The organism is Erwinia sp. JH02 (assembly GCF_013074405.1).
In the GTDB taxonomy this organism is placed as follows: domain Bacteria; phylum Pseudomonadota; class Gammaproteobacteria; order Enterobacterales; family Enterobacteriaceae; genus Erwinia; species Erwinia rhapontici.
This window is the reverse complement of record NZ_JABANZ010000005.1, coordinates 324025-350928: the sequence shown is the minus strand read 5'-3', so window position 1 is coordinate 350928 and position 26904 is coordinate 324025. Positions and strand designations below refer to the sequence as shown.

The window sequence follows — 26904 nt, the reverse complement described above, 5'->3', positions numbered from 1 at the left end:
AGTAATAATTTGATAATTATCATGGTGATAAAGATTGTCTGCGGTACAAGCAAAAAACTTTTCTTATTGTTAAGCGCTATGATACTGTATGTATGTACAGTGATATGGAGGGGGAGTTGTGGACAAAGAATTAGCTGAACGCGTCATTCTGGAACGCGTAGAACTGATAGCAAGATTAACCTCTGAAGGCACCTGCCGGGAGCGTGACCGCGAGATAGCACTGCATTTGATTGCCGATATTGCCCGTGGCGTCGAGCTCAAAAACACGCAGTTTTCGGTCGTCTTTTCTCCACCGCCTGAGTGCTAACGCCTTCCTGACAGCCTGGCGGGTACACATTGTTCCCCGCGGGTGCAGGCCCTCGCGTACCCGGAACGGATCCCACCCCCTCTGCGCGATGTTCTGCTGATGCCCCCGTTTGGGGGTTTTTTTTGCCTTTTTTTCGCCGTTCAGAGGCGACTCATCTCATCTGTCTGATGCCCTTGCGTTGTCACACCCTCCCTACAACAGCCCCGGATTGAGCCGCGATCGTCGAAAACGCACACTGATTGTGCTTACCCGGCAGAGTGAGATTGCGGTGAGGTGACCGTTCCCACGCTTTGCCGTTTCTATTATCGCAATACCCGTTACGGGGGAGTGAAACATGAAAATTTATGCCCTGCAGGACGACAGCGTCGATGAGATCTGTTTTCGCCACTATGGCCGTACGCGGCAGGTCGTGGAACAGGTTTACGCTGCCAACCCCGGGCTGGCTGAACGGGGGGCACTGCTGCCTCATGGCTATCCGGTAGAACTTCCAACGCTTTCACTGTCAGCCACGCATGAAACGCTGAATCTGTGGAGCTGACTGATGGAAAAAAACAGCTCCCTGATTGGGTACCTGGTCAGCGCGATCATGATGTGGTCAGGGCGCCACACGGTGCAGGACATCGCTTTTATGGTGGGCGCGCTGGTGGCGGTCATCACGCTGGGCATCAACATCGCGAATTTCTTTATCAACTGGCATTACCGCCGTAAGACCTGGCGGCTGATGCAACAGCGGCAAACGGGCAGGAATGTGGATGAATTCAACAGCTAAGAAGTGTGCGGTGCTGGTGGTGATGGCACTGGCGATCTCACTGCCTTCCTTTTCCACGCTAACCATCTCCAGCGAAGGATTGCTGCTGCTGGCCAACGCCGAAGGTTGCCGTACCTCGCCGTATCAGTGCAGCGCCGGCGTCTGGACTAACGGGATTGGACATACCCGGGGCGTTATACCGACCACGGAGGTGAATGAACGGCAGATCGCGGTAAATCTGATTGATGACGTACAGCGAGTGGAAAGCGGTATTGCACGCTGTATGCCCGTTGCCATGCCGCAGGGGGTGTATGACGCCACGGTTTCTTTCGCGTTTAACGTCGGAGTGGGTGCCGTTTGCCGCTCGACTTACGCCCGGCTGATCAATCAACAACAGTGGGCGGCGGCCTGCGATCAACTGATGCGCTGGGTCTATGTGAAGGGGGTGCGCAATAAGGGGATTGAGACGCGGCGAACGGCAGAGCGCGCCCTGTGCCTGAAGGGGGCGCAATGAATCGCCTGTGGATTGTTTTGCTCCTGCTACTGATGGGGATGCTGGGCGGCGCAGCCCTTTATATGGCGCACCTGCACAGCGAGCAGATTGCGCTGCAACGGACGAATGCGCAGCTCACCACCGGAATGATCCAACGCGATGAGGTGATCACACAGCTACAGGGCGAGATCGCCCGCCAGGCCGAGGCAGAACGCACGCTGCGTCAGTCACTCCTGAGCGCACGCGATCTCACAATGAAACAACAACTTAACGATCAAAGGATCATACGCAGCAATGAAGCACTTCAACGCTGGAGCGATGCTGCTTTGCCTGACGGCATTATCCGGTTGCAGCAGCACCCCGCTTTCGCCACCCCCAACGATTATCTGGCGTGGTTGTCCGATCGTCAGCAGCTGTTCGATCCCGGCCAGTCAGCCGGAAACACAGGGGGATCTGCTGAACACGATCCGCCAGCTGGAGCAGGCACTGCTGACGTGCGGCCTGCAAGTCGAAACCCTTAAACAGTGTCAGGAGCAACATGATGTTAAAGCCCAACCAGCTACGCGAGGCGTTACTGGCCCGCGTACCGCAACTCAAGGATCACCCTGAACGGCTGACAATCGCGCTGGAACAGGGCGTGGTGGCCTGCGCGCCCGCCGCCTCACTGAGTTTTGAATATCAGTACCGGTTACGCATCACCCTCAGCGAGTCCGGTGGTGACATCGACCCTCTGGTGGTAGCCCTGCTGCTGTGGCTGCGGGAGAACCAGCCTGACCTGATGACCACCCCTGCGAGGCGCGAGAACGGCATGGTGTTCAGCAGCACTACCAACGGCGATTTCACCGTGGTGATCCTGCTGACCGAGCGGGTGCTGGTCAGCGAAGACGACGGGGCGCTGCACGTCACGCACGTCCCGGAACCGCTGCCGCCGGAAGCCGTTTCCCGCCCCTGGAAACTTTATATCAACCAACAACTGGTCAGTGAATGGCCCGCTATCTGAGATGACGGAGGAGAGCGTTATGAATGAATTTGTCAGTGAAACCCGGCGCCAGCTGCACAACCTGCTGCGCATTGGCACCGTCAGCGAGGTGGATACCGTCCGGGCACGATGTCGGGTGCAAAGTGAAGGCAACCTCACCACCTGGCTGCCCTGGTTAAGCGGGAGTGCAGGGCAGGTCCGCAGTTGGCATGCCCCCTCTCCAGGGGAGCAGGTACTTCTGCTCGCTCTGGGGGGAGAGCTGAACACCGCCTTTGTGCTGGCGGGCATTTTTTCGGATGCCTTTCCGGCCCCTTCGGCCTCACAGAATGCGGTGCACTGGACGTTTCCCGATGGCGCGCAACTGGCCTATGAACCGGAAAGCGGGGCACTGACGGCCAGTGGCATTCAGTCTGCGCGTATCACGGCGGCGGTCAGCATCACCCTTGATGCGCCGCTGGTGCAGTGCACGCAGCAGCTGAAAGCCGCGACGTTTGAACTGACCGGGGGAGGCACCCTGAAGGGCAATATCAGCCACAGCGGGGGCAGCCTGTCGTCTAACGGCATTGTCGTTCACAGTCACGTCCACGCGGGTGTGGAAAGTGGCGGCAGCAAAACAGCGGGGCCGCAATGAGTACAGAAAACTATCTCGGTATGCAACGTGACAGCGGTCTGGCCCTGACGGATCGGGATCATATCCGTCAGTCGGTACGCGACATTTTGCTCACGCCTCAGGGCAGCAGGGTGATGCGCCGCAACTATGGATCGTTGTTGTCGATGTTGATCGACCAGCCACAAAACGAGGCACTGCGCCTGCAAATTATGTCGGCCTGCTATGTGGCGTTATTGCAGTGGGAGCCGCGCATTGCGCTGGACAGCATCAGCTACCAGCCCGGATTCGACGGCAGCATGGTGGTGGCGCTGCAGGGCAGCCTCAGCCAGTCCCCTTTTTCTCTTTCCATTCCAGTGAGTGAATGATTATGGCCACGATTGATTTAAGTCAGCTACCTGCGCCGAACGTTGTTGAGGCGCTCGATTTTGAAACGTTGTTGCAGGCGCGCAAGGTCGCGCTGGTGGCGCTATATCCGGCCGACCAGCAGGCGGCGATAACCCGGACCCTTGAGCTTGAGTCAGAGCCCATCGTCAAGCTGTTGCAGGAGAACACCTACCGCGAGCTGATCCTGCGACAGCGCATCAATGAAGCCGCCAAAGCCACGATGGTGGCCTGGGCTACCGGAGGCGATCTCGATCAGCTGGGAATGAACAACGGCGTGACCCGCCTGGTGCTGAGCCCGGCTGACAGCAGCACGCTGCCGCCGACCGCTGCGGTGATGGAAAAGGATGAGGACTTCCGTCTGCGCATTGCTCAGGCCTTTGAAGGGCTGAGCGTGGCGGGACCGGCGGGGGCTTATGAATACCATGCCCGCAGTGCTGATGGCCGTATTGCTGACGTGAGCGCCACCAGCCCGGCTCCGGCGGAAGTGCTGATCACCGTGCTGTCGCGTGAAGGGCGTGGGGAGGCCAGTGCCGCGCTGCTGTCCGCGGTCAATATTGCTCTTAACGATGAAAATGTGCGCCCGGTGGCCGATCGCGTCAGCGTGCAGTCCGCCAACATCGTTGAGTACAGCGTTGATGCCACGCTGTTCCTCTACCCCGGCCCGGAGGCCGAGCCGATCCGCGCCGCAGCGGAAGCACGGCTTGCCGCCTTTGTCACCGCACAAAGCCGGCTGGGACGTGATATCCGCCGCTCAGCCCTGTTCGCCGCCCTGCATGTGGAAGGGGTGCAGCGCGTGGAACTGGCCCAGCCCGCGCAGGATGTGGTGCTGGATAAAACCCAGGCGGGCTGGTGCACCGGGCGTGCGATCAGCGTGGGAGGTTCCGATGAGTGATCGTCTGCTGCCTGTCGGGTCGTCTGCGCTGGAAGTCGCGGCCGCAGAAGCCTGCGCCAGCCTCCAGCAGCTGCAGGTGCCGCTGCGCACGTTGTGGAATCCGCAAACCTGCCCGGTCGCGCTGTTGCCCTACCTGGCCTGGGCCTGGTCAGTTGATCGCTGGGATCAAACCTGGCCGGAGGAGACGAAGCGCGCGGTGGTTGCCTCCTCGCAGTTCGTTCACCGCCGTAAAGGCACTATTGCTGCGATCCGACGCGTGGTGGAGCCGCTGGGGTATGTGATCAACGTGCATGAATGGTGGCAAACCAGTGAGCCACCTGGCACGTTTCGCCTGGATATCGGCGTGCTGGATTCCGGCATTGATGAAGCCATGTTTAACGAGATGGAACGACTGATCGCAGATGCAAAAGCAGTCAGCCGTCACTTAACCGCCCTGACGATCACCCAGGATATTCAGGGCATCGTCTGGACAGGCGCCGTTCAGTATGACGCTGAAACGGTGACTATTTTTCCCGCTTGAGAGGTTTTAAATGGCTGTAAAATATAAGTCTGTCGTAACAACGGCAGGGCAGGCACGCATCGCCGCTGCGATGCAGGGCGGTACTCAGGTTGATATCAAAACCATGGTCGTGGGGGACGGCAACGGCCAGCCCACCACACCGAGCTCCAGCCAGACGACGCTGGTCCATGAGGTATATCGCAAGGCGGTTAACTCGGTCAAAGTCGATAAGACGCACAAAAACTGGCTGGTGACGGAGGTGATCATCCCTGCCAGCGCAGGTGGTTTCTGGATGCGTGAGCTGGGGCTGCTGGCGGGAGACGGTACGCTGCTGGCGGTGTGTAATATGGCGGAAACCTATAAGCCTGCGCTGGAAGAGGGGTCTGGCCGTACGCAAACTCTGCGCATGGTGATCGCCGTTAGCGGGAGCGAGGCGATAGCGCTGACGCTGGATGACAGCCTGGTGTTCGCGACAGAAGAGTATGTGAATCAGCAGGTTGCTGCACGAAATGTTGTTGATGAGATTTATCCTGTCGGCATCGTCACCTGGTTTGCGCAGAATAAAAACCCGAACACCCTGTTCCCCAATACGACCTGGAACTATATCGGTGAGAATAAAACTATCCGGTTAGCGAAAGCGGACGGCAGCGATATTTTCACCAGTGGTGGGGCGGATGCGGTCAGCCTTTCTGTGGCAAATTTACCTGCGCATGGTCATACGTTTTCGGGAAATACCAGTACGTTTGATTATGGGGCTAAGTCGGCCAGTGCGTTTGACTATGGTAGTAAAAGCACCAACAGCACAGGGGAACATACTCATACGATTAGTGGTCGGAATAAGGAAGGTAACAAAACTCAGCTTTCATTCATTGGAACAACGGATGCGAATTATATTACTCAAACAACAACTGCTGCAGGTGCTCACACTCACACCGTCGCTATAGGCGCCCACTCTCATACGGTTGCCATTGGCGAACACACTCACTCTGTTTCCGGCACCACCGCAAATACCGGATCTGGTACTGCGATAAACGTTACCAATACCTTTGTTAAATTAATGGGTTGGTACAGGACGGCGTAAATATTAGTAGGAATAATCCAGCAAGCTTTCTGCTTCATTTTCACCGTGTGCATATTATCTTAATAAGGTTTTTTTAATGTATTTTACAGGGCTACTGCTTAAGTGGCCCTTTTTTGTAAAATTATTAACTGATTGTTCCTTTGTTTTTATTTTTCATTGATTTTTTAAATGCTAGTCGTAGTTTCTTTGTTAGTTTTATTTCAATGTATCGATGAGATAAAAAAGCGATAAAAATAGATAGTAGCAGTAAGGATAAGAATCCTGCCGCAGTATAAGTGGCTCCCGGGAATGTTTTCTCTATTTTTTTAGAGAGAAATGCCCCGCACTGGACGTGAGTCAGATACCAGGAGAATGAAATATTACCAAGCATTATGAAAAATCCAGGTGTTATCTTAATTACAGCGTTGTTGTATAGAGCGAAGATCAGAATAACAACGGAGAACACCATGCCAGATAATAAGCTGTATCCTTTTAACTCACCCGAATAAATCCCGTAAGCTGTTAGTGAAATTATTAATGCCGGTGGGATTAGTGAAAGATAACTTGCCCGGTCCTTTAAGTATAGGTAAATGTAACCTGTCAGTATTCCCATACCAAACTCAAGAATAAGTGGGTTGGTTAAAAACCGCGCCATTACCGAATTAAAATGATAGCCTTTAGTAGAAAAACTCACCTGTGGGAAAAGATACCATGCGATGAAAACTGGAGCGATAAACCAGCAGGCAAGAGCTACCATTCTGAATCTCACTAACAGACACAATGAAAAAATGAGATAGAAATAGAGTTCGTAGTTGAGTGTCCACCTGACATTAAACATGCCGTTGCCATCAATATACAGCGGGGCGGGGTCAAGAAGGTAAGGCATAAATGTTAATGCACTGATGAGATTTTCAGTTTTATCCGTATAATGAAAAATACTCATTGCACCACTGATGAAAAAAGTGATTAGCAAGATAATATAATATGTCGGTATGATTCTGGTGAGTCTGTTAAAGGCAAAATCGATAGTCGACTTTAAACCATGAGGTTTATTATAAGTGACATATACCATAATGAAGCCACTTATTACGAAAAAAAGATCTACGCCAATCGAACCCCAGCCTAATAATTTATTAGGAATAACCATGCTGGCGCCATTTTCAACCAGACGAAATCGATAGTGGAACATAACAACCGCAAGGGCCGCCAGCCCCCTCAATATTTGAAGGGACTCTATTTTGTTTATCTTTGTTTGCTGAGTAATCATTTTTCCTTCGGGATGTTTAGAGAAGTCGCTAACATAGACATGGGTACTTGCATCCAGTCGAAACCACTTCTTAAAAATTAAGGTGTTTATACTAGCATCACTTTACCTGGAAAAAATACCTTAGCTTTGCTATTTCTTCATGTTTTACATTGAATTAATTTATAAAAATCAATGAGTAATTATTGACTTTTAAATCACACGTTGTCCCTTGCTCCCCACAACGCCCATCGCATGCCTGCATATTAAATTCTTGTCATCATGACCTCACCCCAACAACGGAGTGCAATAAAGATGGCTAATTATCACCACGGCGTCCGCGTCGTAGAAGTGAATGACGGAACCCGCAGTATCTCAACGGTTTCCACTTCCATTGTCGGCATGATCTGTACCGCAGAAGATGCCGATGCCACCACCTTCCCGCTGAATACCGCGGTGTTGATCACCGATGTACTGGCCGCCGTGGGCAAAGCCGGTACCAAAGGTACGCTGGCACAGTCGCTGCGTGCCATTGCTGACCAGAGCAAACCGGTCACCGTGGTCGTTCGTGTCGCGGAAGGTCAAGACGCTGCCGAAACCACCAGCAATATCATCGGCGGCAGCGATGCCAACGGCCGCTATACCGGCATGAAAGCCCTGCTCAGTGCGCAGACCGATCTTGGCGTCAAGCCGCGCATCCTCGGTGTACCGGGCCATGACTCTCTTGAAGTGTCTACCGCACTGGCAGCGGTCTGCCAGCAACTGCGCGCCTTCGGCTATATCTCGGCGTATGGCTGCAAAACCATTACCGAGGCAATCGCTTACCGCGAGAACTTCAGCCAGCGTGAGCTGATGGTGATCTGGCCGGACTTTGTGGCCTGGAACACCACGACCAGCGCGGCAGATACCGCTTATGCCACCGCACGTGCGCTGGGCCTGCGCGCCAAAATCGACAACGACACCGGCTGGCATAAAACCCTGTCCAACGTTGGCGTTAACGGCGTAACGGGCGTCTCCGCCTCGGTATTCTGGGACCTGCAACAGGAAGGGACCGATGCCGATCTGCTGAACGAAGCCTGCGTCACCACGCTCATCCGCAAAGACGGTTTCCGCTTCTGGGGCAACCGCACCTGTAGCGATGACCCGCTGTTTGCCTTTGAAAACTACACCCGCTCGGCGCAGGTGATTGCTGACACGATGGCCGATGCGCACATGTGGGCCAACGATAAACCGCTGTCACCGACGCTGGTGCGCGACATTATCGCCGGTATCAATGCCAAATTCCGCGAGCTGATTAACGCCGGGTATTTACTGGGCGCCAACTGCTGGTACGACGAAAGCGCCAACACCCAGGAAACCCTGAAGGCGGGCAAACTGTTTATCGACTACGACTACACCCCGGTGCCGCCGCTGGAAGATATGACGCTGCGCCAGCGCATTACTGACAGCTATCTGGCGAACTTTGCCGCTTCCGTCAACAGCTAAGGAGACACTCTTATGGCACTGCCAAAAAAACTGAAATACCTGAATTTGTTTAACGATGCCAACAGCTACCAGGGCGTGGTGACCTCGCTGACGCTGCCAAAACTGGCACGCAAACTCGACCCGTATCGCGGCGGCGGTATGAACGGCGTGGCGCACATTGATAACGGTCTGGAAGACGATGCGCTGGATCTGGAATGGACCATTGCCGGGCTGGATGACCGCATTCTCAGCCAGTGGGGGGGAGCAACGGTGCCGCTGCGTTTTATGGGCTCTTATCAGCGTGACGACACCGATGAGACGGTGGCGGTTGAAGTAGAGCTGCGCGGTAAGCACCAGCAGTTCGACTTCGGTGAGAGCAAGCAGGGTGAAGAGAGTGAAACCAAAATCACCACCAAATGCACTTACTACAAGCTGACCTGGAACGGTAAGGCGCTGATCGAAATTGACACCATCAACATGGTTGAGATCGTGAACGGCGTCGATCGTCTGGCGCAGCACCGTCAGAACATCGGTCTGGCGTAATCCGCAGGGGTCGGGCATGCCCGACCCGCATTGGCCAACCCACAGGGGTCGGGCATACCCGCTCCACATTGGTTAACCCGCAGGGGGTGGGCCTGCCCGCCCCACATCGGCAATTCGTAGGGGTTGGGCATGCCCGACCCGCATTCTCTCTAAACGTAAGGAAAGTCCATGCAACAGCAAGACAACCTGGTCACCCTGGTGACCCCCATTGCCCGTGGTGAAACCCTGATTACCAGCGTAGAGGTGACCAAACCCAACGCCGGTGCACTGCGCGGAACCCGGCTGGTGGATCTGGCCGGATCGGACGTTGAGGCACTGATCACCGTGCTGCCACGCATCACCCTGCCGAACCTGACGAAATCAGAATGCCTGAATCTGGACCCGGTCGATCTGATCGAACTCGGTGGCAGGGTGATCGGTTTTTTATCCGCGAAGCCGGACACGTCCGCTGGCCCGACGACCTGACGGTGGATGATCTGATGGCCGACATTGCGACCGTTTTTCACTGGCCGCCATCAGAAATGAACCCCATGTCGCTGGCGGAACTGATCGACTGGCGGCATAAGGCGATCGTGCGCAGCGGCATGCAGAGTGGAGAATAGCGATGAGTATTAACCTTGGTCTGGACGGCCTGCGCAAAGCGGTGATCCGGTCGAATTTGTTCCTCAATGATCTGCCGGGGGAGACCAAATCCCTCGGTAATGCGATGTTTCAGCAGCGTATCGCCCTGAAGGCGGCCACGTTAAGTGATGAGGTCAACCAGCGCCATCGTAAAGAGGGGCTGAAGCTGAGTGAGGAGCGGTTGCAGCAGATCGCCCGTCAGCGGACAGACGAACGGCGTCAGCAGGCCAGCGAGCGGCGGCAGACGCTAAGCAAAGGCTTGGATAATGTCGGCCAGCGCTATCAGGCCGGGCAGGCGGTCGTGGACAAAGTCAGCAGCGTCAGCAGCCGGGCAATGGGCGTTGCCTCCTTTGGTGCAAAGCTGCTGAAACCGGGCTATGAGCAGGCGACTGCCGGTACTGCAGCGGTGAGTGCAGCGTCAGGAGCCGCTGTAGCACCACAGGCTGATAATCTGGCAGGGGATATCGGCCAGCTTAATGCGGCGATCGACAGCATCAGCCTGACGGTGTTTACCCAACTGGACGGTACGCTGCGTTCCCTGACGCAGACCGCCACCGGGCTGTTAACCGGCGTTGATCAATGGATCCAGGACAACCCTACGCTGGCAGGCGGGATCACCCAACTGGTGGCGGGGGGCGGGCTGCTGATTGCCGCACTCGGCGGGATCGGTTCCGTGGTGGTGCCGGTACTCAGTGGCCTGAATCTGTTGATGGCGGGTGCCGGGATCCTGAGTGGCGTGTTTACCTTTGCTGGTGGGGCGATTGTTGCTGCGCTGGGGGCGATCACGTTGCCTGTCGGTATAGCCATTGCTGCTATCGTCGGCGCTGCTGCGTTGATTTACCAGTACTGGGAGCCGCTCAGCGCGTTCTTTGGCGGGGTGGTTGAAGGGATCAGTGCTGTGCTGACGCCACTATTCGAGGCATTTAAACCGTTAACGGTCATTTTTGATGAGGCAGGTAAGCAGATTGACAGTGCTTTTGACAGTATAAAGGCGTTTTTCTCACCGATTGAAATGACGGCGCAGAAGCTGGAGCAGTTGGGGAATCTTGGGCGTTTTGTCGGTGAGGCTCTGGTAAATGGATTGAGTTTACCCCTGACGATTTTACGTACGCTCGGTGGGAAAGTCAGCTGGCTGCTGGAAAAGCTTGGGTTAGCCGATAAAAAAGCGGCCGATGCAGATGCCTTGCTGGATGACGATCCGTCAGCACAACGTCCCTCGGTCGCCCTGGGGGGCGCAGACTTTGCTGCGCCGGATACTCCCGCGCCTGTCGCCTTTGGCGGTGCCCGCTATCAACCCGTCACTGCGGGCAGCGCCAGCAACAGCCAGCAGAACACCTTTAACAGCAGCTATGTGATCAACGTTCCTACAAGCATGGGGGAAGCGGAGGTTCGCACGATGATCGACAACCATCAGCAGCAAACGCAGGCGCGTGCCGCTATCAACCAACGCAGCAGCTTCTGGGGGCAATAAACCATGATGATGATACTCGGCATGTTTATTTTTAAACGTCGCACTTTGCCATTTCAGACGATGACGCAGGAAAGTGCGTATCGTTGGGCAGCGGGCAGCCGTATTGGTACTCGCCCGGCACAACAGTTTCTCGGTGTCGGCGATGAAAACATCACGTTGCTGGGCGAGTTACGCCCGGAAATCACCGGGGGAGCTCCTGCGTTGGCGGCGCTGATGGATATAGCAGAAGCGGGGCAGGCATGGCCTTTACTCAATGGTGAAGGATTTCTTTATGGCATGTTTGTCATTGAAAATATCAACGGTGTGCATGCTGACTTACTGGAAAACGGCACGGCCCGGAAGATCAATTTTACGCTAAAACTGAAACGAGTCGATGAATCGAGAAGTGCCATGTTTGGTGATCTCAAACAGCAGGCGGAGCGAATTTACGGCAATGTGAGTTCCCAGGTCTCAACCCTGGCAGGGAGCATCTTATGAATAACAGTTTACCGGTGGATATCGGTGCGCTGTTGGCACCTGATTATCTGATCCTACTGAATAATCTGGATATTACTGAGAACCTGCGGCCACGCCTGCTGAGTATGACCATTGATGATGCTCGCGGTTTAGAAGCTGACGCGCTGACGCTGTTACTGGATGACAGTGATGGCAGGATCATGATGCCGCAGCGTGGCGCTATCCTGCGGGTGTATATCGGCTGGCAGGGCAGGCCACTGTTCTGCAAAGGGGATTTTGTTATTGAAGAGTTGCATCACAGCGGTGCTCCCGATCAGTTGAAGCTGGTCGGGCGCAGCGCCAATCTGAGTGATTCGTTAATGGAAAAGGGAAACCATTCATACGATAAGACCACACTGGGGGCCATGGTATTGCAGATTGCGAAACGCAATGAACTTGGGGCAGAAGTGGCTGATGAACTGGCCTCAATTGAGATTGATCATGAAGATCAGAGTGGTCTTACCGATGCGCAATTTCTGACCACGATGGCGACAAAATATGGTGCAACGGTCACGATCAAGAAGGACAAAGTGTTGATGCTGGTACGGGGGGCGAACAAAACCGTCAGCGGGCAGGCGATCCCACAACTTCTGCTCACACGTAAAGACGGTGATAAGCATGATTATCAGGTGGTATCACAGATGCATTTTAGTGGCGTTAAGGCCAAATGGATGCAGCTCGATAAAGCCAGCAGTGGCACGGTGAGAGTGTTCCGAGTCATTCCTGAAAACCAACCCGATCGTTTTCCCGGCGCGGCCAGGCAGGACATCCCGCAGCCGCTTTATGAACGTTATGCTCTGATACCTGGGGTATTTAAAACCCAGGAAGAGGCGATGGAAGCCGCGAAGGCTGACTGGAAGAAACGCCAGGCGATGACCGCTAGCATGAGTTTTGTGATTGCTCAAGGAATGCCGGTGTTGATACCGGAAACACCGATACGGTTGAGCGGGTTCAAAACGATGATTGATGCCCAACAGTGGACAGTAATCAAAGTGAATCATGTGATTGATAATAATGGATTTCGTACAACGGTGAACCTGGAAAAATCGGTGGGTGGTGAAACCTGGGACATTGACGTTAAACCGAGTAAAGTCACAGGAAGTGAAAAAACCACTTGATGATTCACTTAAAGTGAATATAATTAGTTTTATTCACAATGTGTGAGTTTAACTGATGACCATTGGAGGTCAACCATGATGCCATGCCCGATTTGCCAACATAACAGCCATGCCCGTTCCAGCCGTATTCTCAGCAGCGAAACCAAGGAGCGTTATCATCAGTGCCAGAACCTGAACTGTAGTTGCACCTTCAAGTCGATGGAGAGTATCACCGGGATTGTTGCCCGCCCGCTGGAGGCTACGCCGCCGCCTGTGGCGCCGGTGAAAACCCGCACCAGCCGTCTTGGAAGTTAACCGCCAGCGGCGGGTTCGCGCCCGCCCTGGTTTTGCATTCCCCTGTTCCGCCTAATCTGCGCTATCATCATCTGTCTTCCTGACATCGCTGGCGCCCCCATGACACACACTTCTCCGACCCCTATCTTCGATGGCCATAACGATCTGCTGCTGCACCTGTGGTTGCACCACCCTGAAAACCCGGCTGCGGCGTTTCTGCATCAGCGTCTGAGCGGGCATCTCGACCTGGCGCGGATGCGTGAGGGCGGTTTTGCGGGTGGGCTGTTTGCCGTCTTTGTGCCACCCGCTGACTACGTGGCGAAATTTCCCACGCGCCAGGCGGAGGTGCATGATCCGCTGGCGATCACCGAACAGCAGATGGCGATTTTGCAGCAGCTGGAAGCACAGTCGGCAGGCCAGGCAAAAATCTGCCGCAGCGTCAGCGAGATTGAACACTGTATCGCCAGCGGCGTGCTGGCGATGGTGATGCATATTGAAGGGGCGGAAGCGCTGGATGATGACTTAAGCCAGTTGGATCGCTGGCAGCAGGCCGGATTGCGCAGCATCGGGCCGTTCTGGAATCTGCCTAACCGTTTTGGCGTGGGCATTAACGGCAGCTTCCCTGGCTCGCCGGATACCGGAGCAGGGCTGACTGACGCCGGAGAGCGGTTGATCCGGGCCTGCAACCAGCGTGGGCTGATGATCGATCTGTCGCATATGAACGAAAAAGCCTTCTGGCAAACGGCGCGGCTGAGTACAGCACCGCTGGTCGCCAGCCATTCTAACGTGCACGCCTTATGCCCTCAGCCACGTAATCTGACGGATGCTCAGCTGGGCGCGATTGCCGACAGCGACGGACTGGTCGGGCTGAATTTCGGTACCTCTTTTCTGCGCAGCGATGGCAAACGTGACGGCGATATGCCGCTCAGCGTCATGGTGCAGCATCTGGATTACCTGCTGGAGAAACTGGGGGAAGATCGTGTTGCCTTCGGTTCTGATTTCGACGGCATCAACCTGGCCGATGATCTGGGTGACGTTACCGGGCTGCCCCGTCTGCTGGCCGCACTGCGTCAGTCGGGCTATGACGATGCGCTGCTGAACAAGCTGTGTCGCGCTAACTGGCTGCGGGTCTTGCGAAAAACCTGGAAAGAATAACGCCTGATTTTTGAACCAAATAGTTCAAAACAGCATAAACCGTGCAGATTTTAGGGTTGATATCGATTTATCATAGGCGCAACATCTGTGCCGCCAAATTCCTGTAATTTGACAACATGCCGATTACTCTACGAAACTGGAGTATATCGCCTGTTTTTTAAACACCTTGAGGATATTACTATGTGGACTAAACCGACCTTTATCGATATGCGTCTGGGCTTAGAAGTTACCTTATACATCTCAAACCGCTAATTAGCCGTCATACTTCAAGCTGCAACTGCGTTGGCTGCGTGTGCTCACCCCGGTCACTTACCTGAGTAAGCTCCCGAGGATTCTCACACTTGCCGCCTTGCTGCAACTCGAATTATTTAGGCTAATGCCTGGTCATCATACTTTGAGCTGCAACTGTAACTCGAACGATTCAGGCAAGTAATGTGGATGCCTGCGCTGTAGCAGGCATTTTTATTCCTTCTCCCGGTTTACCCATGAAAATCAAAGTCCTCGGCTCTGCGGCAGGCGGCGGTTTCCCGCAGTGGAACTGTCATTGTCCCAACTGCCAGGGTGTCCGTGACGGTAGCGTTCCGGCCACCGCACGTACCCAATCCTCGATTGCGGTCAGTGATAACGGCACCGACTGGGTGCTGTGTAATGCCTCGCCTGATATCTGCCACCAGATTGCGGCCAACCCTGAGCTGCATAAACAGGGCGTATTGCGCGGTACGGCGATCGGCTCGATTATCCTTACCGACAGCCAGATCGATCACTGCACCGGCTTGCTGAACCTGCGTGAAGGTTGCCCGCATTCCGTGTGGTGTACCCCGGAAGTGCATGCGGATCTGACCAGTGGCTTTCCGATCTTTACCATGCTGAAGCACTGGAACGGTGGATTAGTGCATCACGCCATCCAGCCCGCGGAACCCTTTTCCGTGGCCGTCTGCCCGGCACTGCGTTTTACCGCGATTCCGATCCTCAGCAATGCGCCGCCGTATTCGCCGTATCGCGGACGACCGCTGCCCGGCCACAATATTGCGCTGATGATTGAAAACACCACCACTGGCAGCAAACTGCTGTATGCGCCAGGCCTGGGTGAACCGGATGCTGCGCTGCTGGCGTTGATGGCGCAGGCCGACTGCCTGCTGATCGACGGCACGCTGTGGCAGGACAACGAGCTGGCCACCACCGGCGTCGGGCGTAATACCGGCCGTGATATGGGCCATCTGGCGCTGGGCGAAGAGCAGGGGCTGATGGCGGTACTCAGCGAGCTGCCTGCGCAGCGTAAAATCCTGATCCATATTAACAACACCAACCCGATCCTTGATGAGTCCTCCGCTGAGCGCCAGGCGCTGACCCGGCGAGGCATTGAGGTCAGTTATGACGGCATGAGTATTGAACTATGACCAATCCGACGTTGATGACCCCGCAACAGTTTGAACAGGCGCTGCGCGATCGCGGCGCTTATTACCATATCCATCACCCGTTCCATATCGCCATGCATAACGGTGAAGCAACGCGTGAGCAGATCCAGGGCTGGGTAGCGAACCGCTTTTACTACCAGACCAGCATTCCGCTGAAAGATGCGGCGATTATGGCGAACTGCCCGGACCCGCTGACCCGCCGTAAATGGGTGCAGCGCATCCTCGATCATGATGGTCAGGGTGACAGCGATGGCGGCATCGAAGCCTGGCTGCGTCTCGGTGAGGCGGTCGGTCTTGATCGCGATGTACTGCTGTCTGAGCAGATGGTGTTGCCGGGCGTGCGCTTTGCCGTGGATGCCTACGTCAGCTTTGCCCGCCGTGCAGTGTGGCAGGAAGCCGCCTGTAGCTCACTGACCGAACTCTTTGCCCCACAGATCCACCAGTCGCGCCTGGACAGCTGGCCGCAGCATTACACCTGGATTGAAGAAGAGGGTTACGGTTATTTCCGTGGTCGTCTCAGCCAGGCGCGTCGCGACGTGGAGCATGGTCTGCAACTGGCGCTGGAATACTGCGACACGGTGGAAAAACAGCAACGTATGCTGGAAATCCTGCAGTTCAAACTCGATATTCTGTGGAGCATGCTGGACGCCATGACCATGGCTTACGCCCTTAACCGCCCGCCATACCACACGGTGACGGATCAGCCGGTCTGGCATAAAGGAAAACTGCTGTGATCAATGAACAAATGACCCCAATGTTCCGCCGTGGTTACCGCTTACAGTGGGAAGAAGTGCAGGGCTGCCATGTGATCCTCTACCCGGAAGGCATGGCAAAACTGAACGACAGCGCCACGATGATCCTCGAGCTGGTGGATGGGCAACGTACGCTGTCAGAGATTATCCTGGCGCTGAACACGCGTTTCCCGGAAGCGGGCGGCGTGGATGATGATGTGAAAGATTTTTTCGCCGCCGCGCGTGAACAGAAGTGGATTATTTTCCGTGAACCCGCTTAATCCTGCCGTAAAACCGCCGCTGTGGCTGCTGGCCGAGCTGACCTATCGCTGCCCGTTGCAGTGCCCGTACTGCTCTAACCCGCTGGACTTTGCGCAGCAGGAAAAAGAGCTGACCACCGCGCAGTGGATCGAGGTGTTTAAACAGGCACGGGCGATGGGCGCAGTGCAGATCGGCTTCTCCGGCGGGGAACCGCTGGTGCGTAAAGATCTGCCCGAGTTGATCAAAGCCGCCCGCGATCTGGGTTTTTACACCAACCTGATCACCTCCGGGATTGGCCTGACGCAGAAGAAGATCGATGCCTTTGCCGAAGCCGGGCTGGATCATATTCAGATCAGCTTCCAGGCCAGCGATGAAGTGCTGAATGCGGCGCTGGCCGGATCGAAGAAAGCCTTCCAGCAGAAGCTGGAGATGGCGCGTGCGGTGAAAGCGCACGGCTATCCGATGGTGCTGAACTTTGTGCTGCATCGCCACAATATTGACCAGATCGACCGGATTATCGAACTCTGCATCGAGCTGGAAGCGGATGACGTAGAACTGGCAACTTGTCAGTTCTACGGCTGGGCGCAGCTCAACCGTGAAGGGCTGCTGCCCACGCGTGACCAGATTGAGCGGGCGGAAGCCGTGGTGCACCGCTATCGCGAGAAAATGGCCGCCAGCGATAACCTCGCGAACCTGCTGTTCGTCACGCCTGATTATTACGAAGAACGTCCAAAAGGCTGCATGGGGGGCTGGGGAGCGATCTTCCTCAGTGTGACGCCAGAAGGCATGGCGTTGCCGTGCCACAGTGCGCGTCAGCTGCCGGTTCAGTTCCCGTCGGTGCTGGAGCAGAGCCTTGAGGATATCTGGTTTAACTCGTTTGGTTTTAACCGCTATCGCGGCTTTGACTGGATGCCGGAACCCTGCCGCTCCTGCTCGGAAAAAGAGAAGGACTTTGGTGGATGCCGCTGCCAGGCGTTTATGTTGACGGGCGATGCGGATAATGCCGACCCGGTGTGCAGCAAATCAGCGCATCACCATATGATCCTGGAAGCGCGTGAACAGGCCAACTGCACCAACATTCAGGTCAGCCAGCTGCAGTTCCGCAACCGCGCTAACTCTGAGCGGGTGAATGCTCAGCTGATCTTCAAGGTCTGACGCATGCAGCATCAACAGCGGCGCTTGCACAACGGTTTACGGGTTGAGTTGATCTCAGACCCGCAAGCCACGCGTGCCGCCGCGTTGATGCAGGTGGATGTGGGAAGCCATCATGAACCGGATGCCTGGCCGGGGTTGGCACATCTGCTTGAGCATCTGCTGTTTGCCGGCAGCCAGAGGTTTCAGGATGACCAAAGGTTAATGGCCTGGCTGCCCGCCCGAGGAGGGCGGCTGAATGCCACCACGCTCGGCAGCAGCACCGCGTACTTTTTCGAGTGCGGCCCCGAACAACTGGCCGATGCGCTGCCCCGCCTGACGGATATGCTGGTGGCACCGCTGTTGTCTGCCACCGCCATCCGCCAGGAAGTCGCGACCATTGATGCCGAATGCCGCCTGCTGGCTGACCATCAGGACACCTTGTGTGATGCGGCGCTGAGTGCCGCCTTTGCTGCCCATCAGTGGCAGCGCTTCCAGACGGGCAATGCGGCGGTTTTTGGTAACGACACAACCGAGTTGCGTGCGGCGCTGCAACAGTTCCATCAGCGCTATTACCATGCGGATACCGTGACGCTGTGGCTGCAGGGACCGCAGCCGATAGAAGCGCTGTTGCAGTTGGCCCAACAGGCCGCCGACGCTTTCCCGGTGGGCGCAGTCATGCCGCCCGAACTGCCCGCGTTAGTGCCTGCTGCTCAGCACGATATTGCCCTGCAACTGAACGGTGCACCGCGGCTGCGCCTCTCTTTTCTGCTTGATCAGCGGATCGACGGCGGGCTGGTGTTGCTGCGCCAGCTTCTGCTGGATGAAGCGCCGGGCAGTCTGATGGCCATGCTGCGTGAGCAGGCGCTGTGCGACGGTGCCCGCCTGCTGCTGCCGTATCGCAGCGCACAGCAGACGGTGATCACCCTTGAACTGCTACTGGTGGAGGCCGGGGATGCCGACCGGGCTGAAGCGCGGGTGCATCACTGGCTGGCACAGCTGACTCGACTGACGCCAACGCAGCGTGCTCATTATGCGCAGTTGTCCAGCCGCCATTTTGCACAGTTGTCCGTGATGGATCAGCTGCGTGAAAGTGCCTTTGGTTTTGCCCCGGCCCGCACCGGGGGCGACGACGGCGCAGCACTGTTCGCACGGCTTTCCGCCGCGCCCTTATCGCGGCTATCGATTACTGATAGCGCCCCATTGGCACAGCGCGATGTGCAGGGGTGGACGCTGGCCTGCCAGCCGGGAAGGCGTCCGGCGGTGCAGCCGGATGCAGCGGGTGAGGCGTTCGTGTTCTTTCCACAGCCACAGGCGTCTGCCTCCCCCGCGCTGCCTGCACGTCAGGTGTCGCTGCCCCATCATCGCCGTGATGAAACGCCCGCCGTGCTGCTACTCAGCCCTGAAGGCGACCTGCCTGCACACTGGGGGCTGGTCATGCAGGCCCGTCTGCGGGCGCTGGCGGCGGGCTGCGTTCATCGCGGGGGCGAGCTGGCGATCACTTGTCCGCAGGGGCGCTGGCTGATCCAGTTACAGGGAGAATCTGCGCTGATGGTCAACACGCTGGCATCGCTCAACGCACTGCTGGCGGATATCCCGCCTGCGGCGGTCGCACGCGGTGAGCGTGAGTTTCTGCGCCAGCGGCAGGCGCTGCACGATGATATTGCCGTGCGGGCGCTATTGGGTGCACTGCCGGAACGGTTGCAGATGCTGCACGCCCCCGCAGGCGATCGGACGCCGCTCAATCTCCCCTGGCGGGCGCTGCTGGAGGGCGGCGACCGCGAGCTGCATCAACAGCTGGCCTGCCTGCTGAGTGCCTTTCCGGCGCTGATCAATCCTGCGGTGAGTGCGCTGCCGCAACCCTTGCCCCCTCAGTCCGAATACCGGGTGGCGACCCGCAGCCCGGAGGCCGCACTGCTGCGCTTCTGCCCGCTGGTGGAAGAGAGTACGGCGTGCCTGGCCGCCTGGCAGCTGCTGGCGATGATTTATCAGCCGCTGTTTTTCCAGCGCCTGCGCGTGGAACAGAACATTGGCTATGTGGTGAGTTGTCGTTTCTATCAGGCAGCGGGGCAGGCAGGCATCCTGTTTGCGCTGCAATCCCCGTATCTCACCAAGGCAGAGCTGGCGGCGCGCATTGACCACTTCCTGGTGCAGATGAATAGCGAGCTGGCAGCGCTCAGCGCAGAGGCGCTGTGGGAAACCTGCCAGATAGTGCTGGCGGAACAGCAGCAGGTGCCCGCCGGGCTGCTTGAGGCCAGCCGCTATCGCTGGCTGCGGGCGCAGCAGATCACGCCTCAGCCTGATATCAATGACCTGCGGGCGCTGACGCCTGACAGCGTACTGGCGTTCCATCAGCGCCTGCTGGCCGACGGTCAGCAGGCCTTGTATCTGGTTAACCATTCCCTTTTCTGATCGTTCTCCCTCCCTGAGGTTGAGTTAACACTCCTGACAACAATTCGTGCTATTTTTGCTAGCAGAATGTAAATGAGAGTGATAATCATATTGATCCTTATTTGCAAAAACACTAGTGTCTTGTTTTTTGCTGCCTTGCAGCGCCTTTTGGGGAGTCTTCGCGAGAAGACTGGCATGAAGCCACAGAAAAATATGATGAAAACAAAAATTGTTGCAGCCAGCCTGCTGGCTGCGCTTGCCTCGCTGCTTACCGCCTGCCAGCAACCAGCGGCTAAACCGCAGGCTGAACTCAGCCGTGCCGTGATGGAAACGTCGCACATCAGCCTCCTCAGTTCGCGCCAGACGCTATCGCCACAGGCGTTAGTTGAGCGCCTCACCGTGCAGAACGTGGCGAATAAGAACTATGCCGATGCGTTAAACCGTATGAATCAGGACTTAAGCAACGCCGCAGAAGGGGTGTCGATCAATACCACGGCACGCGGCCGGACGTGGGTCTTTGGCGGTGAATACCGCTTCTAAAACAGAGCAGGCCACCTTGCGGTGGCCTGTTCGTGACGGCGTTTATGCCCGGTTTCCCCAGCGTTTTACCGCCTGCTGAGCTTGCCATAATGCGCAGTATCTCCCGCCTTTTTGCAGCAGATCGCTGTGTTTTCCCTGCTCTGCCACGCGGCCCTGCTCCAGCACCACGATATGATCCGCCGCCGCGATAGTCGACAGCCGGTGGGCGATCACCAGCACCGTTTTATTCTGTACCAGATGATCAATTGCCCGCTGCACGGCGCGCTCGCTTTCGGTATCCAGTGCCGCGGTGGGTTCATCCAGAATCACCACCGGGGCATTTTTCAGCAGGGCGCGTGCCAGTGAAATACGCTGACGTTCGCCGCCGGAAAGATGCCCGCCCCTTTCCCCCATCCGCGTCTGCCAGCCCTGCGGCAGCCGTTCGATAAAGTCCAGGCAGTGCGCCTTACGCGCCGCGTCTTCAATCTCATCCTCGTGGGCATCCGGGCGTGCCATGCGGATGTTGTTAAACAAGGTGTCATCGAACAGATACACATCCTGGAAGACCACGGCGATCTGCTGGTACAGCGTTCGGGCCGGAATGTGACGAATATCCGCGCCGCCCAGCGTAATGCTGCCCTGCTGCGGATCGGCATAGCGCATGATCAACTGGCTGAGGGTGGTTTTCCCCGACCCGGATGGGCCAACCAGCGCGGTCATGCTGTTTGCCGCAAGGGTTAGTGAGATAGCCTGGAGTGCGGGGGCGTTGCCCTGCGCGTACTGAAAACTCAGGTTGTCGATGCGGATCGTGGCGTCCTGCGGTGTGGCGGCGGGCTGATGTACGGGCAGCGGCTCAACCGCCAGCAGGGCCTCAATCCGTTGCAGTGCGGTGGCGATCAGCTCGACGATGGTGGCGTAACCCAGGAGCGTGGTCATCGGCTCCGAAAAACGCACCATGATCACCACCAGGGCCGCCAGCACGCTGAGATCCAGCGTGCCGCTCACCACCTGATGTACCGTTATCATCACCAGGGCGATCAGGCCTATCTCCACCACGCTGCCGATGGCCACCTGGGACGCCGCGCCCTGACGATGTGCCGCGGTTTGTACCTGTTCCACTTGTCGCAGGCTCTGTTGCAGACGTTGCGCTTTTTCCGCGTGGCAGCAGCTGGTGCGCAGTAACGCTAATCCCTGCACATAGTCGACGATATCGGCGTGAGCAGCCTGTTGCGCCTGATCCAGCGCCTGCATGGCGGCACGCTGATGCGGGTTGCGTCGGCGGTAAAGCCAGGCAATGGCGGCAAACACCAGTAGCAGCATCAGCGACAAGCGCCAGTCGATAGCCAGCAACGTCAGCATCACGACCAGCGGCGTCACCGTCGCCAGCATGATCAGATTGGCAATCGCCACCGTGTAGTTCAGGTTCTCATCAACATTGCCCAGCAGCAGCGCACTGACTTCCCCGGTGCGCTGCTGTTGCAGGTGCTCCAGCGGCATACGTCTGAGCTGCTGCCCCAGCGCCATGCGGATTTCATGGGTCGCGGCCGCCATCTGGCCGTTGTACTCAAAGCCCTGGCCGAACCAGCGCAGCGTCAACGTCAGCAGGCTTAGCGCACTCATCACGGCCAGCCACAGCAGACTATCGGCGGGGGCGGAGTGGTTGAACAGCGCTGCCAGCAGCGGAAACAGGCAGGCCAGCGCCAGACCCTGCGCGGCGGCGGCCAACAGCAGCAGCAGAAAACTGCGGCGCAGCGCCGCTGACTGGCTTCCGGCCGCCTTGATCAGGCGCTGGTAGAGCTGAGGCAAAGAGCGGTCAGAGTGGTTCATCGGTGCGGCTCCTGTCGCTGATAGCCCAGTCGCGGGCCTGCTGATAGTGCTGCGTCATACGGGCGTAAATCCCGGCTTTTGCCAGCAATGTTTGATGCGTGCCTGCCTCGGCCAGCTGGCCCTGATCGAACACCAGGATCTGATCGGCATCGCGGATGGTGGATAAACGATGGGCGACCATCAGCACGGTTTTACCCTGCATCAGCTGCGAGAGGGCGGCGATCAGCGCGGCTTCATTCTCCGCGTCGGCAAAGGCGGTGGCTTCATCGAGGATCAGAATGGGGCGGTTTTGCAGCAGAGCGCGGGCAATGGCAATGCGCTGCCGCTGACCGCCGGAGAGGGACGCGCCGCGCTCACCCACGTGGGTGTCGTAGCCCTGTTCCAGCTGCATAATAAAGTCGTGCGCCTGCGCGGCGCGGGCGGCATCCATCACCTGCTCGCGCGTTTTTTCCGGCTGGCCGAGGCGGATATTGTTGAGCAACGTATCGGCAAACAGGAATGTCTCCTGCGCCACCCAGGCTATCTGTTGCATCAGGATATCGGTGGACAGCGTGCGAATATCCACGCCGCCCAGCAAAATGCGGCCGTGTTGCGGATCGCGAAAACGTGGGATCAGGCTGGCGATACTGCTTTTTCCCGCCCCGGACGGGCCGACCAGCGCCGTCACCGATCCCGCAGGCAGATGGAAACTCACATTATGCAGCACCCGCCTGTCGAGATAGTCCAGGCTCACCTGCTCAACGGTGACGCTGGCATCAGCGGGGGCACAACCCTGCTCCGGGGCATCCATCACCGGCAGCCGCAGCAGATCCTGAATACGTTCGATACTCAGCCGCGCCTTACTGACCATATGGTTCAGCATCATCATCGGCATGATCGCCTCCGCCATGCCGCTGCCCAGTAACAGCACTGCCGCCCACTGGCTGAAGGAGAGCCCATCCTGCTGCCAGAGTCCGTAGCCGCACCACAGCAGCACCAGCAGTGTTGGCAGCGGATTCAGTACGGCAAACGACAACCGGGCGGCAATGCCGGCCTGGCGATACCAGGCGGTGATCACCGCCAGATAGCCCTTCAGTGCCTGCTGATAACGGCTGAACGTCTCCGTGCCGCTGTCAAAGGTACGCACCACCGGCATCGCCTGTACAAATTCAACAATTGCGCTGCTGACGCGCTCCCGTGCCTGGTTGTAGTGCTGCCCCATCGACCCGGCGTTGCGCATCGCCAGCGTGAGTACCGCGGCACCCAGCAGCAGCAGTGCTATCCCGGCCAGCGCCAGCCGCCAGTCGAGCCACAGCAACAGCAGCAGTGTGGCGAGGGGAGCGACGAACGCGCGGGCATACAGCGGCGTGCTGTCGGCGACAAAAATGTGCAGTGCTTTGACATCGTCCTGCATAATTTTCGACAGGGTGCCACTGTCATGGTGCTGGAGCTGTCCCAGCGACAGGCTGGCAAGATGCCGGGCAAGCTGGTTGCGCAGGATGGTTTCCAGCCGGAACGCAGCATAGTGCGACTGATTAAACGCCTGTAATTTCAGTAAATAGCTGGCGAGCAGGCATCCCAGCGTGCCTGCCAGTGGCCAGACGGGCCAGCGTGCAGGTGCCAGGCTCAGTGCCTGGATCACCTGGGCCAGCATCCAGAGTGATGCGGTGCCCGCCAGCGCCGCCAGCGCGGCAAGACACATGGCGCGATGCACCTGAGCACGCACCGGATGCATGATTTGCCAGTGGTGGGGGGATGTTTGAGGCTGGGGGGATGGCGACATCTCATCACTCTTTGTGCCGCGCCGGACATTGCTGGAAAACTGTGCAAATCATCTCGACGCCTGGGATAAAGTCGGTAATAATAACTATTCTCAATTGCGTATCTACCCGATTCGGTGCTTTTATCCCCCCAATCGGGTTGTAGTCCCGGAGATATCCCCGATGACCTCGTTGCAACCCTCGCTCCCTTCAGAGCCAGAAGTCTCGATCCTTAACCTGATTGGCGGCTCGCCTGTGCAGTCACAGTCGGATGCGGAGTGCAGTCTGCTGCGGGTGACGTTGCAGGAAGGGATGGATGTGGTGCTGTGGCGTGGGCAGTTACGCGAACCGATGGCGATGAATATTCGCGATGACTGGGGACGGGTGAACTTCACCTGTTCGCTAAAAGGGAACTCCAGCTTCGCGCTGGCCGGGCGCAGCGGCGATCTTATCCTGCGTCAGGGCGCGGGTTGCATCAGTTACACCCACGACTGTAAGGGGACCTCGGTGCATCAGGGGCAGTTTGCCAGTGTCACCGTCTCAGTGGCACCGCATCTGCTGGCCGACTGGCTGCCGGATCTGGACCGCGTGTTGCAGCAGAAGCTGGACAACGATCGCTTCTGCGATCCCTGTTACTGCGATGCGGAAATGCGCGCCACCGCGCAGACCCTCGGCCATGCGCTGGAACGGCTACAGCGGCCGACAGCGGGCAGCCAGCCGCGCTCCCCGCTGTGGCTGCTGGGGCAGAGCCTGGTGCTGATAAGCCATGCCGTTGAAGGGCACCGCCGGGGCGAAGTGCCGCCGGACACCTTGAGCCTGGCCGAGCAGCAGCGCCTGATGACAGCGCGCGATCTGCTGCTTTCTGACCTCTCTCAGGCACCCACGATTGCAGAACTGGCGCGCGCCACCGGCCTGAGCGTGCTGAAGCTGAAACGTGGCTTCCGGCTGCTGTTCAGTAACAGTATTTACGGGCTGTTTCAGGCGGAACGTATGCATGAAGCGCGTCGCCGCCTGTCCGTGACCGGCGTGCCTGTGATGGTGGTGGCCGCCGATCTCGGTTATGCCAATGCCAGCCATTTTACCGCCGCGTTTCAGAAGCAGTTTGGTGTCAACCCGTCGGCGTTTAAACGCGGTATTTCCTGATGCCGCCCCGATCCGGGTAGAAACAGAACGTCTGCGGGTAGCGCGCTGACCCCCAGAAGATATGCTTGCGCCTTCCCCGTTGTCTGCCAGGATTTTTTGCTATGACCCGCTACCTGCCTTACTGGAGCCTCTATCTTCATCAGGGGATGATTACCGCGTTGATTTTACAGGGCGTTGCGGGCTATTTCCGCTATGCCGGCCTCGACCTCGCGCAGCTGAGCTGGCTGTCGTTAAGCCTGCTGCCGTGGGTGGCGAAGTTCCTCTGGGCACCCTGGGGCGAGCGCCATGCGCTGCCGCTGCGCGGGGTGCCGTATCTGGGCAGCCTGGTGATCCTGCAACTGGCGATGGCGGTACTGCTGCTGACGCTGGGTTTTATGCCGCCGACACAGTCGGTGCTGCTGATTGTGCTGGCACTGATGCTGCTGGCGCTGTTCTCTGCCAGCCATGATATCTACGCCGATGGCCTGACGCTGTGTACCACCAACAGCGACAGCCGCCCGGCCGCCAATGCGGCACAGGTGGGCGGCAGCTATCTGGGCATGTTTGCAGGCTCGATGGTGTTTCTTTCCGTCGCGCAGTTCAGCGGCTGGGGGGCGGGCTTTGCGGTGATGGCGTTGTTTTCACTGCTGCTGGTGGTGGTGCCGCTGCTGACACGTTATCCGGTCAGCCTGCGCCCGGCGCAGCAGGCGGCAACGCTCTCCTTACGCGATATCACCGCGCTCTGGCCGGTGCTGGCGTTCACCGCCGTTTACTACCTGGCGATGCGCGGCATGATGGCGTTGCAGACGGTGATCCTCATCGACCAGCATCTCAGCTTGTCGGCGCTGGGCCAGACGCTGACGCTCTACAGCACGGTGGCCAGCGGGGCCGGGATTGTGCTGGGTAATCTGCTGGCAAAACGCCTGGGGGCGATCCATTGCCTGCTGCCGGTGATGATGCTGCATGCGCTGCTGGCGGTGATCCTCGCCTGTGGCTACGCGCAGTTCAGCCTGATCGCCTGGCTGGTGCTGTTTGGCGCGGTCAATCTGGCGGCGGCCATCGGTTTTGTCACCCTGTATAACGTGCTGATGGGGCTGGTGCGGCCGCATCAACCCGCGTCTGACTATGCGCTGTTCCAGTCGGTGGATGCCGCCGTGGCGCTGCTGGCTTCCTTCGGGGCATTGCGTCTTGCCCATCATGCCGGGTATCCGTTCACCCTGATGACCATTGCGCTACTGGCGGTGGCCTGTCTGTGGCCCGCAGCCCGCCTGCGCCGTCGCCTGTCAGCGCAGTTCGACATCCGATCCCTGCCAGCGGACTCATCCGTCGCGAGACAAAATTAAACGCCAAAACCGATCGAGGTAGTAATAAAACGGTTACGGGTAGCACGTTTTTTTTGAATGATTATCATTA

General features: G+C 57.5%; 32 protein-coding genes. 29 read left to right on the top strand and 3 right to left on the bottom strand.

Going from position 1 to position 26904, the window contains the following annotated elements; translation table 11 throughout:
* Positions 1-118 precede the first annotated feature (118 nt).
* From HHI26_RS14230 to HHI26_RS25515, 11 genes are all read left to right on the top strand, one after another.
* Positions 119-307 (top strand): hypothetical protein, encoded by a 189-nt coding sequence (locus tag HHI26_RS14230; RefSeq protein WP_133842475.1) that lies wholly within the window; start codon positions 119-121, stop codon positions 305-307.
* 334 nt (positions 308-641) lie between these two features.
* On the top strand, positions 642-845 hold the full coding sequence (locus HHI26_RS14225; RefSeq protein ID WP_133842474.1) for a tail protein X: 204 nt from the start codon (positions 642-644) through the stop codon (positions 843-845).
* A gap of 3 nt (positions 846-848) precedes the next feature.
* Positions 849-1076: a hypothetical protein gene (locus HHI26_RS14220; protein ID WP_167863316.1), complete on the top strand. Its 228-nt coding sequence runs from the start codon at positions 849-851 to the stop codon at positions 1074-1076.
* On the top strand, positions 1060-1569 hold the full coding sequence (locus tag HHI26_RS14215; protein ID WP_133842472.1) for a lysozyme: 510 nt from the start codon (positions 1060-1062) through the stop codon (positions 1567-1569). The genes HHI26_RS14220 and HHI26_RS14215 overlap by 17 nt, the downstream gene beginning before the upstream one ends.
* 273 nt (positions 1570-1842) lie before the next feature.
* A complete protein-coding gene (lysC, locus tag HHI26_RS25520; protein WP_133842471.1) occupies positions 1843-2157 on the top strand; it encodes an Rz1-like lysis system protein LysC in 315 nt (104 codons plus the stop codon).
* Positions 2090-2548, top strand: coding sequence for a phage tail protein (locus HHI26_RS14205; RefSeq protein WP_133842739.1), 459 nt, complete (start codon positions 2090-2092; stop codon positions 2546-2548). Before lysC ends, HHI26_RS14205 begins: the two co-directional genes overlap by 68 nt.
* A gap of 19 nt (positions 2549-2567) precedes the next feature.
* Positions 2568-3158, top strand: a complete 591-nt coding sequence (locus HHI26_RS14200) for a phage baseplate assembly protein V (RefSeq protein ID WP_171149264.1) — start codon at positions 2568-2570, stop codon at positions 3156-3158.
* Complete coding sequence (locus HHI26_RS14195) at positions 3155-3502, top strand: GPW/gp25 family protein (RefSeq protein WP_133842469.1); 348 nt, start codon at positions 3155-3157, stop codon at positions 3500-3502. Before HHI26_RS14200 ends, HHI26_RS14195 begins: the two co-directional genes overlap by 4 nt.
* 2 nt (positions 3503-3504) lie before the next feature.
* Positions 3505-4413, top strand: coding sequence for a baseplate J/gp47 family protein (locus tag HHI26_RS14190; RefSeq protein ID WP_133842468.1), 909 nt, complete (start codon positions 3505-3507; stop codon positions 4411-4413).
* Positions 4406-4933, top strand: a complete 528-nt coding sequence (locus tag HHI26_RS14185) for a phage tail protein I (RefSeq protein ID WP_171149263.1) — start codon at positions 4406-4408, stop codon at positions 4931-4933. Before HHI26_RS14190 ends, HHI26_RS14185 begins: the two co-directional genes overlap by 8 nt.
* Positions 4934-4943: 10 nt before the next feature.
* The gene (locus HHI26_RS25515; RefSeq protein ID WP_241008283.1) at positions 4944-5993 is read left to right on the top strand and encodes a phage tail protein; all 1050 of its coding nucleotides are present in this window, start codon (positions 4944-4946) and stop codon (positions 5991-5993) included.
* A 124-nt stretch (positions 5994-6117) separates the two neighbouring features.
* On the opposite strand, the gene HHI26_RS14175 is transcribed toward HHI26_RS25515, so the two are convergent.
* Positions 6118-7239 (bottom strand): acyltransferase, encoded by a 1122-nt coding sequence (locus HHI26_RS14175; protein WP_171149262.1) that lies wholly within the window; start codon positions 7237-7239, stop codon positions 6118-6120.
* Between the two features lie 291 nt (positions 7240-7530).
* Between HHI26_RS14175 and HHI26_RS14170 the strand changes: the two genes are divergently transcribed.
* The 16 genes from HHI26_RS14170 to HHI26_RS25355 all read left to right on the top strand — a co-directional run bounded on the left by HHI26_RS14170 (position 7531) and on the right by HHI26_RS25355 (position 20824).
* Positions 7531-8700: a phage tail sheath protein gene (locus HHI26_RS14170; RefSeq protein WP_159336832.1), complete on the top strand. Its 1170-nt coding sequence runs from the start codon at positions 7531-7533 to the stop codon at positions 8698-8700.
* A gap of 12 nt (positions 8701-8712) precedes the next feature.
* Positions 8713-9222 carry a phage major tail tube protein gene (locus HHI26_RS14165; RefSeq protein ID WP_133842461.1) on the top strand — a complete coding sequence of 170 codons (510 nt, stop codon included), beginning with the start codon at positions 8713-8715 and terminating at the stop codon, positions 9220-9222.
* A gap of 168 nt (positions 9223-9390) precedes the next feature.
* Complete coding sequence (locus HHI26_RS14160) at positions 9391-9687, top strand: phage tail assembly protein (RefSeq protein ID WP_133842460.1); 297 nt, start codon at positions 9391-9393, stop codon at positions 9685-9687.
* A gap of 14 nt (positions 9688-9701) precedes the next feature.
* A complete protein-coding gene (locus tag HHI26_RS25360; protein ID WP_197931249.1) occupies positions 9702-9824 on the top strand; it encodes a GpE family phage tail protein in 123 nt (40 codons plus the stop codon).
* Positions 9825-9826: 2 nt separating this feature from the next.
* Positions 9827-11314, top strand: a complete 1488-nt coding sequence (locus HHI26_RS14150; protein WP_171149261.1) for a phage tail tape measure protein — start codon at positions 9827-9829, stop codon at positions 11312-11314.
* Between the two features lie 3 nt (positions 11315-11317).
* A complete protein-coding gene (locus tag HHI26_RS14145; RefSeq protein ID WP_133842457.1) occupies positions 11318-11791 on the top strand; it encodes a phage tail protein in 474 nt (157 codons plus the stop codon).
* Positions 11788-12927: a contractile injection system protein, VgrG/Pvc8 family gene (locus HHI26_RS14140; protein WP_171149260.1), complete on the top strand. Its 1140-nt coding sequence runs from the start codon at positions 11788-11790 to the stop codon at positions 12925-12927. Before HHI26_RS14145 ends, HHI26_RS14140 begins: the two co-directional genes overlap by 4 nt.
* A gap of 75 nt (positions 12928-13002) precedes the next feature.
* Positions 13003-13221 carry an ogr/Delta-like zinc finger family protein gene (locus HHI26_RS14135; protein ID WP_133842455.1) on the top strand — a complete coding sequence of 73 codons (219 nt, stop codon included), beginning with the start codon at positions 13003-13005 and terminating at the stop codon, positions 13219-13221.
* 99 nt (positions 13222-13320) lie between these two features.
* Positions 13321-14355 carry a dipeptidase gene (locus HHI26_RS14130; RefSeq protein WP_171149259.1) on the top strand — a complete coding sequence of 345 codons (1035 nt, stop codon included), beginning with the start codon at positions 13321-13323 and terminating at the stop codon, positions 14353-14355.
* Positions 14356-14535: 180 nt separating this feature from the next.
* A complete protein-coding gene (pqqA, locus tag HHI26_RS14125; protein ID WP_072166356.1) occupies positions 14536-14607 on the top strand; it encodes a pyrroloquinoline quinone precursor peptide PqqA in 72 nt (23 codons plus the stop codon).
* Between the two features lie 233 nt (positions 14608-14840).
* Complete coding sequence (gene pqqB, locus HHI26_RS14120; RefSeq protein WP_133842453.1) at positions 14841-15752, top strand: pyrroloquinoline quinone biosynthesis protein PqqB; 912 nt, start codon at positions 14841-14843, stop codon at positions 15750-15752.
* Positions 15749-16504 (top strand): pyrroloquinoline-quinone synthase PqqC, encoded by a 756-nt coding sequence (gene pqqC, locus HHI26_RS14115; RefSeq protein WP_133842452.1) that lies wholly within the window; start codon positions 15749-15751, stop codon positions 16502-16504. The genes pqqB and pqqC overlap by 4 nt, the downstream gene beginning before the upstream one ends.
* A gap of 11 nt (positions 16505-16515) precedes the next feature.
* On the top strand, positions 16516-16782 hold the full coding sequence (gene pqqD, locus HHI26_RS14110; RefSeq protein WP_167863375.1) for a pyrroloquinoline quinone biosynthesis peptide chaperone PqqD: 267 nt from the start codon (positions 16516-16518) through the stop codon (positions 16780-16782).
* Positions 16769-17917 (top strand): pyrroloquinoline quinone biosynthesis protein PqqE, encoded by a 1149-nt coding sequence (pqqE, locus tag HHI26_RS14105; protein ID WP_171149258.1) that lies wholly within the window; start codon positions 16769-16771, stop codon positions 17915-17917. The genes pqqD and pqqE overlap by 14 nt, the downstream gene beginning before the upstream one ends.
* A 3-nt stretch (positions 17918-17920) precedes the next feature.
* Positions 17921-20305, top strand: coding sequence for a pyrroloquinoline quinone biosynthesis protein PqqF (gene pqqF, locus HHI26_RS14100; protein WP_171149257.1), 2385 nt, complete (start codon positions 17921-17923; stop codon positions 20303-20305).
* Positions 20306-20479: 174 nt separating this feature from the next.
* The gene (locus HHI26_RS25355) at positions 20480-20824 is read left to right on the top strand and encodes a hypothetical protein (protein WP_205945499.1); all 345 of its coding nucleotides are present in this window, start codon (positions 20480-20482) and stop codon (positions 20822-20824) included.
* Positions 20825-20866: 42 nt separating this feature from the next.
* Here the strand turns inward: HHI26_RS25355 and HHI26_RS14090 are convergent, their stop codons facing one another.
* Together HHI26_RS14090 and HHI26_RS14085 are read right to left on the bottom strand one after the other, a co-directional pair.
* The gene (locus tag HHI26_RS14090; RefSeq protein ID WP_133842448.1) at positions 20867-22630 is read right to left on the bottom strand and encodes an ABC transporter ATP-binding protein; all 1764 of its coding nucleotides are present in this window, start codon (positions 22628-22630) and stop codon (positions 20867-20869) included.
* Complete coding sequence (locus HHI26_RS14085) at positions 22617-24392, bottom strand: ABC transporter ATP-binding protein (RefSeq protein ID WP_241008282.1); 1776 nt, start codon at positions 24390-24392, stop codon at positions 22617-22619. Before HHI26_RS14085 ends, HHI26_RS14090 begins: the two co-directional genes overlap by 14 nt.
* A gap of 160 nt (positions 24393-24552) precedes the next feature.
* Between HHI26_RS14085 and HHI26_RS14080 the strand changes: the two genes are divergently transcribed.
* Together HHI26_RS14080 and HHI26_RS14075 are read left to right on the top strand one after the other, a co-directional pair.
* On the top strand, positions 24553-25512 hold the full coding sequence (locus HHI26_RS14080; RefSeq protein ID WP_133842447.1) for an AraC family transcriptional regulator: 960 nt from the start codon (positions 24553-24555) through the stop codon (positions 25510-25512).
* Positions 25513-25613: 101 nt separating this feature from the next.
* Positions 25614-26834 carry an MFS transporter gene (locus tag HHI26_RS14075; RefSeq protein ID WP_133842446.1) on the top strand — a complete coding sequence of 407 codons (1221 nt, stop codon included), beginning with the start codon at positions 25614-25616 and terminating at the stop codon, positions 26832-26834.
* The last annotated feature ends 70 nt before the right edge of the window (positions 26835-26904 follow it).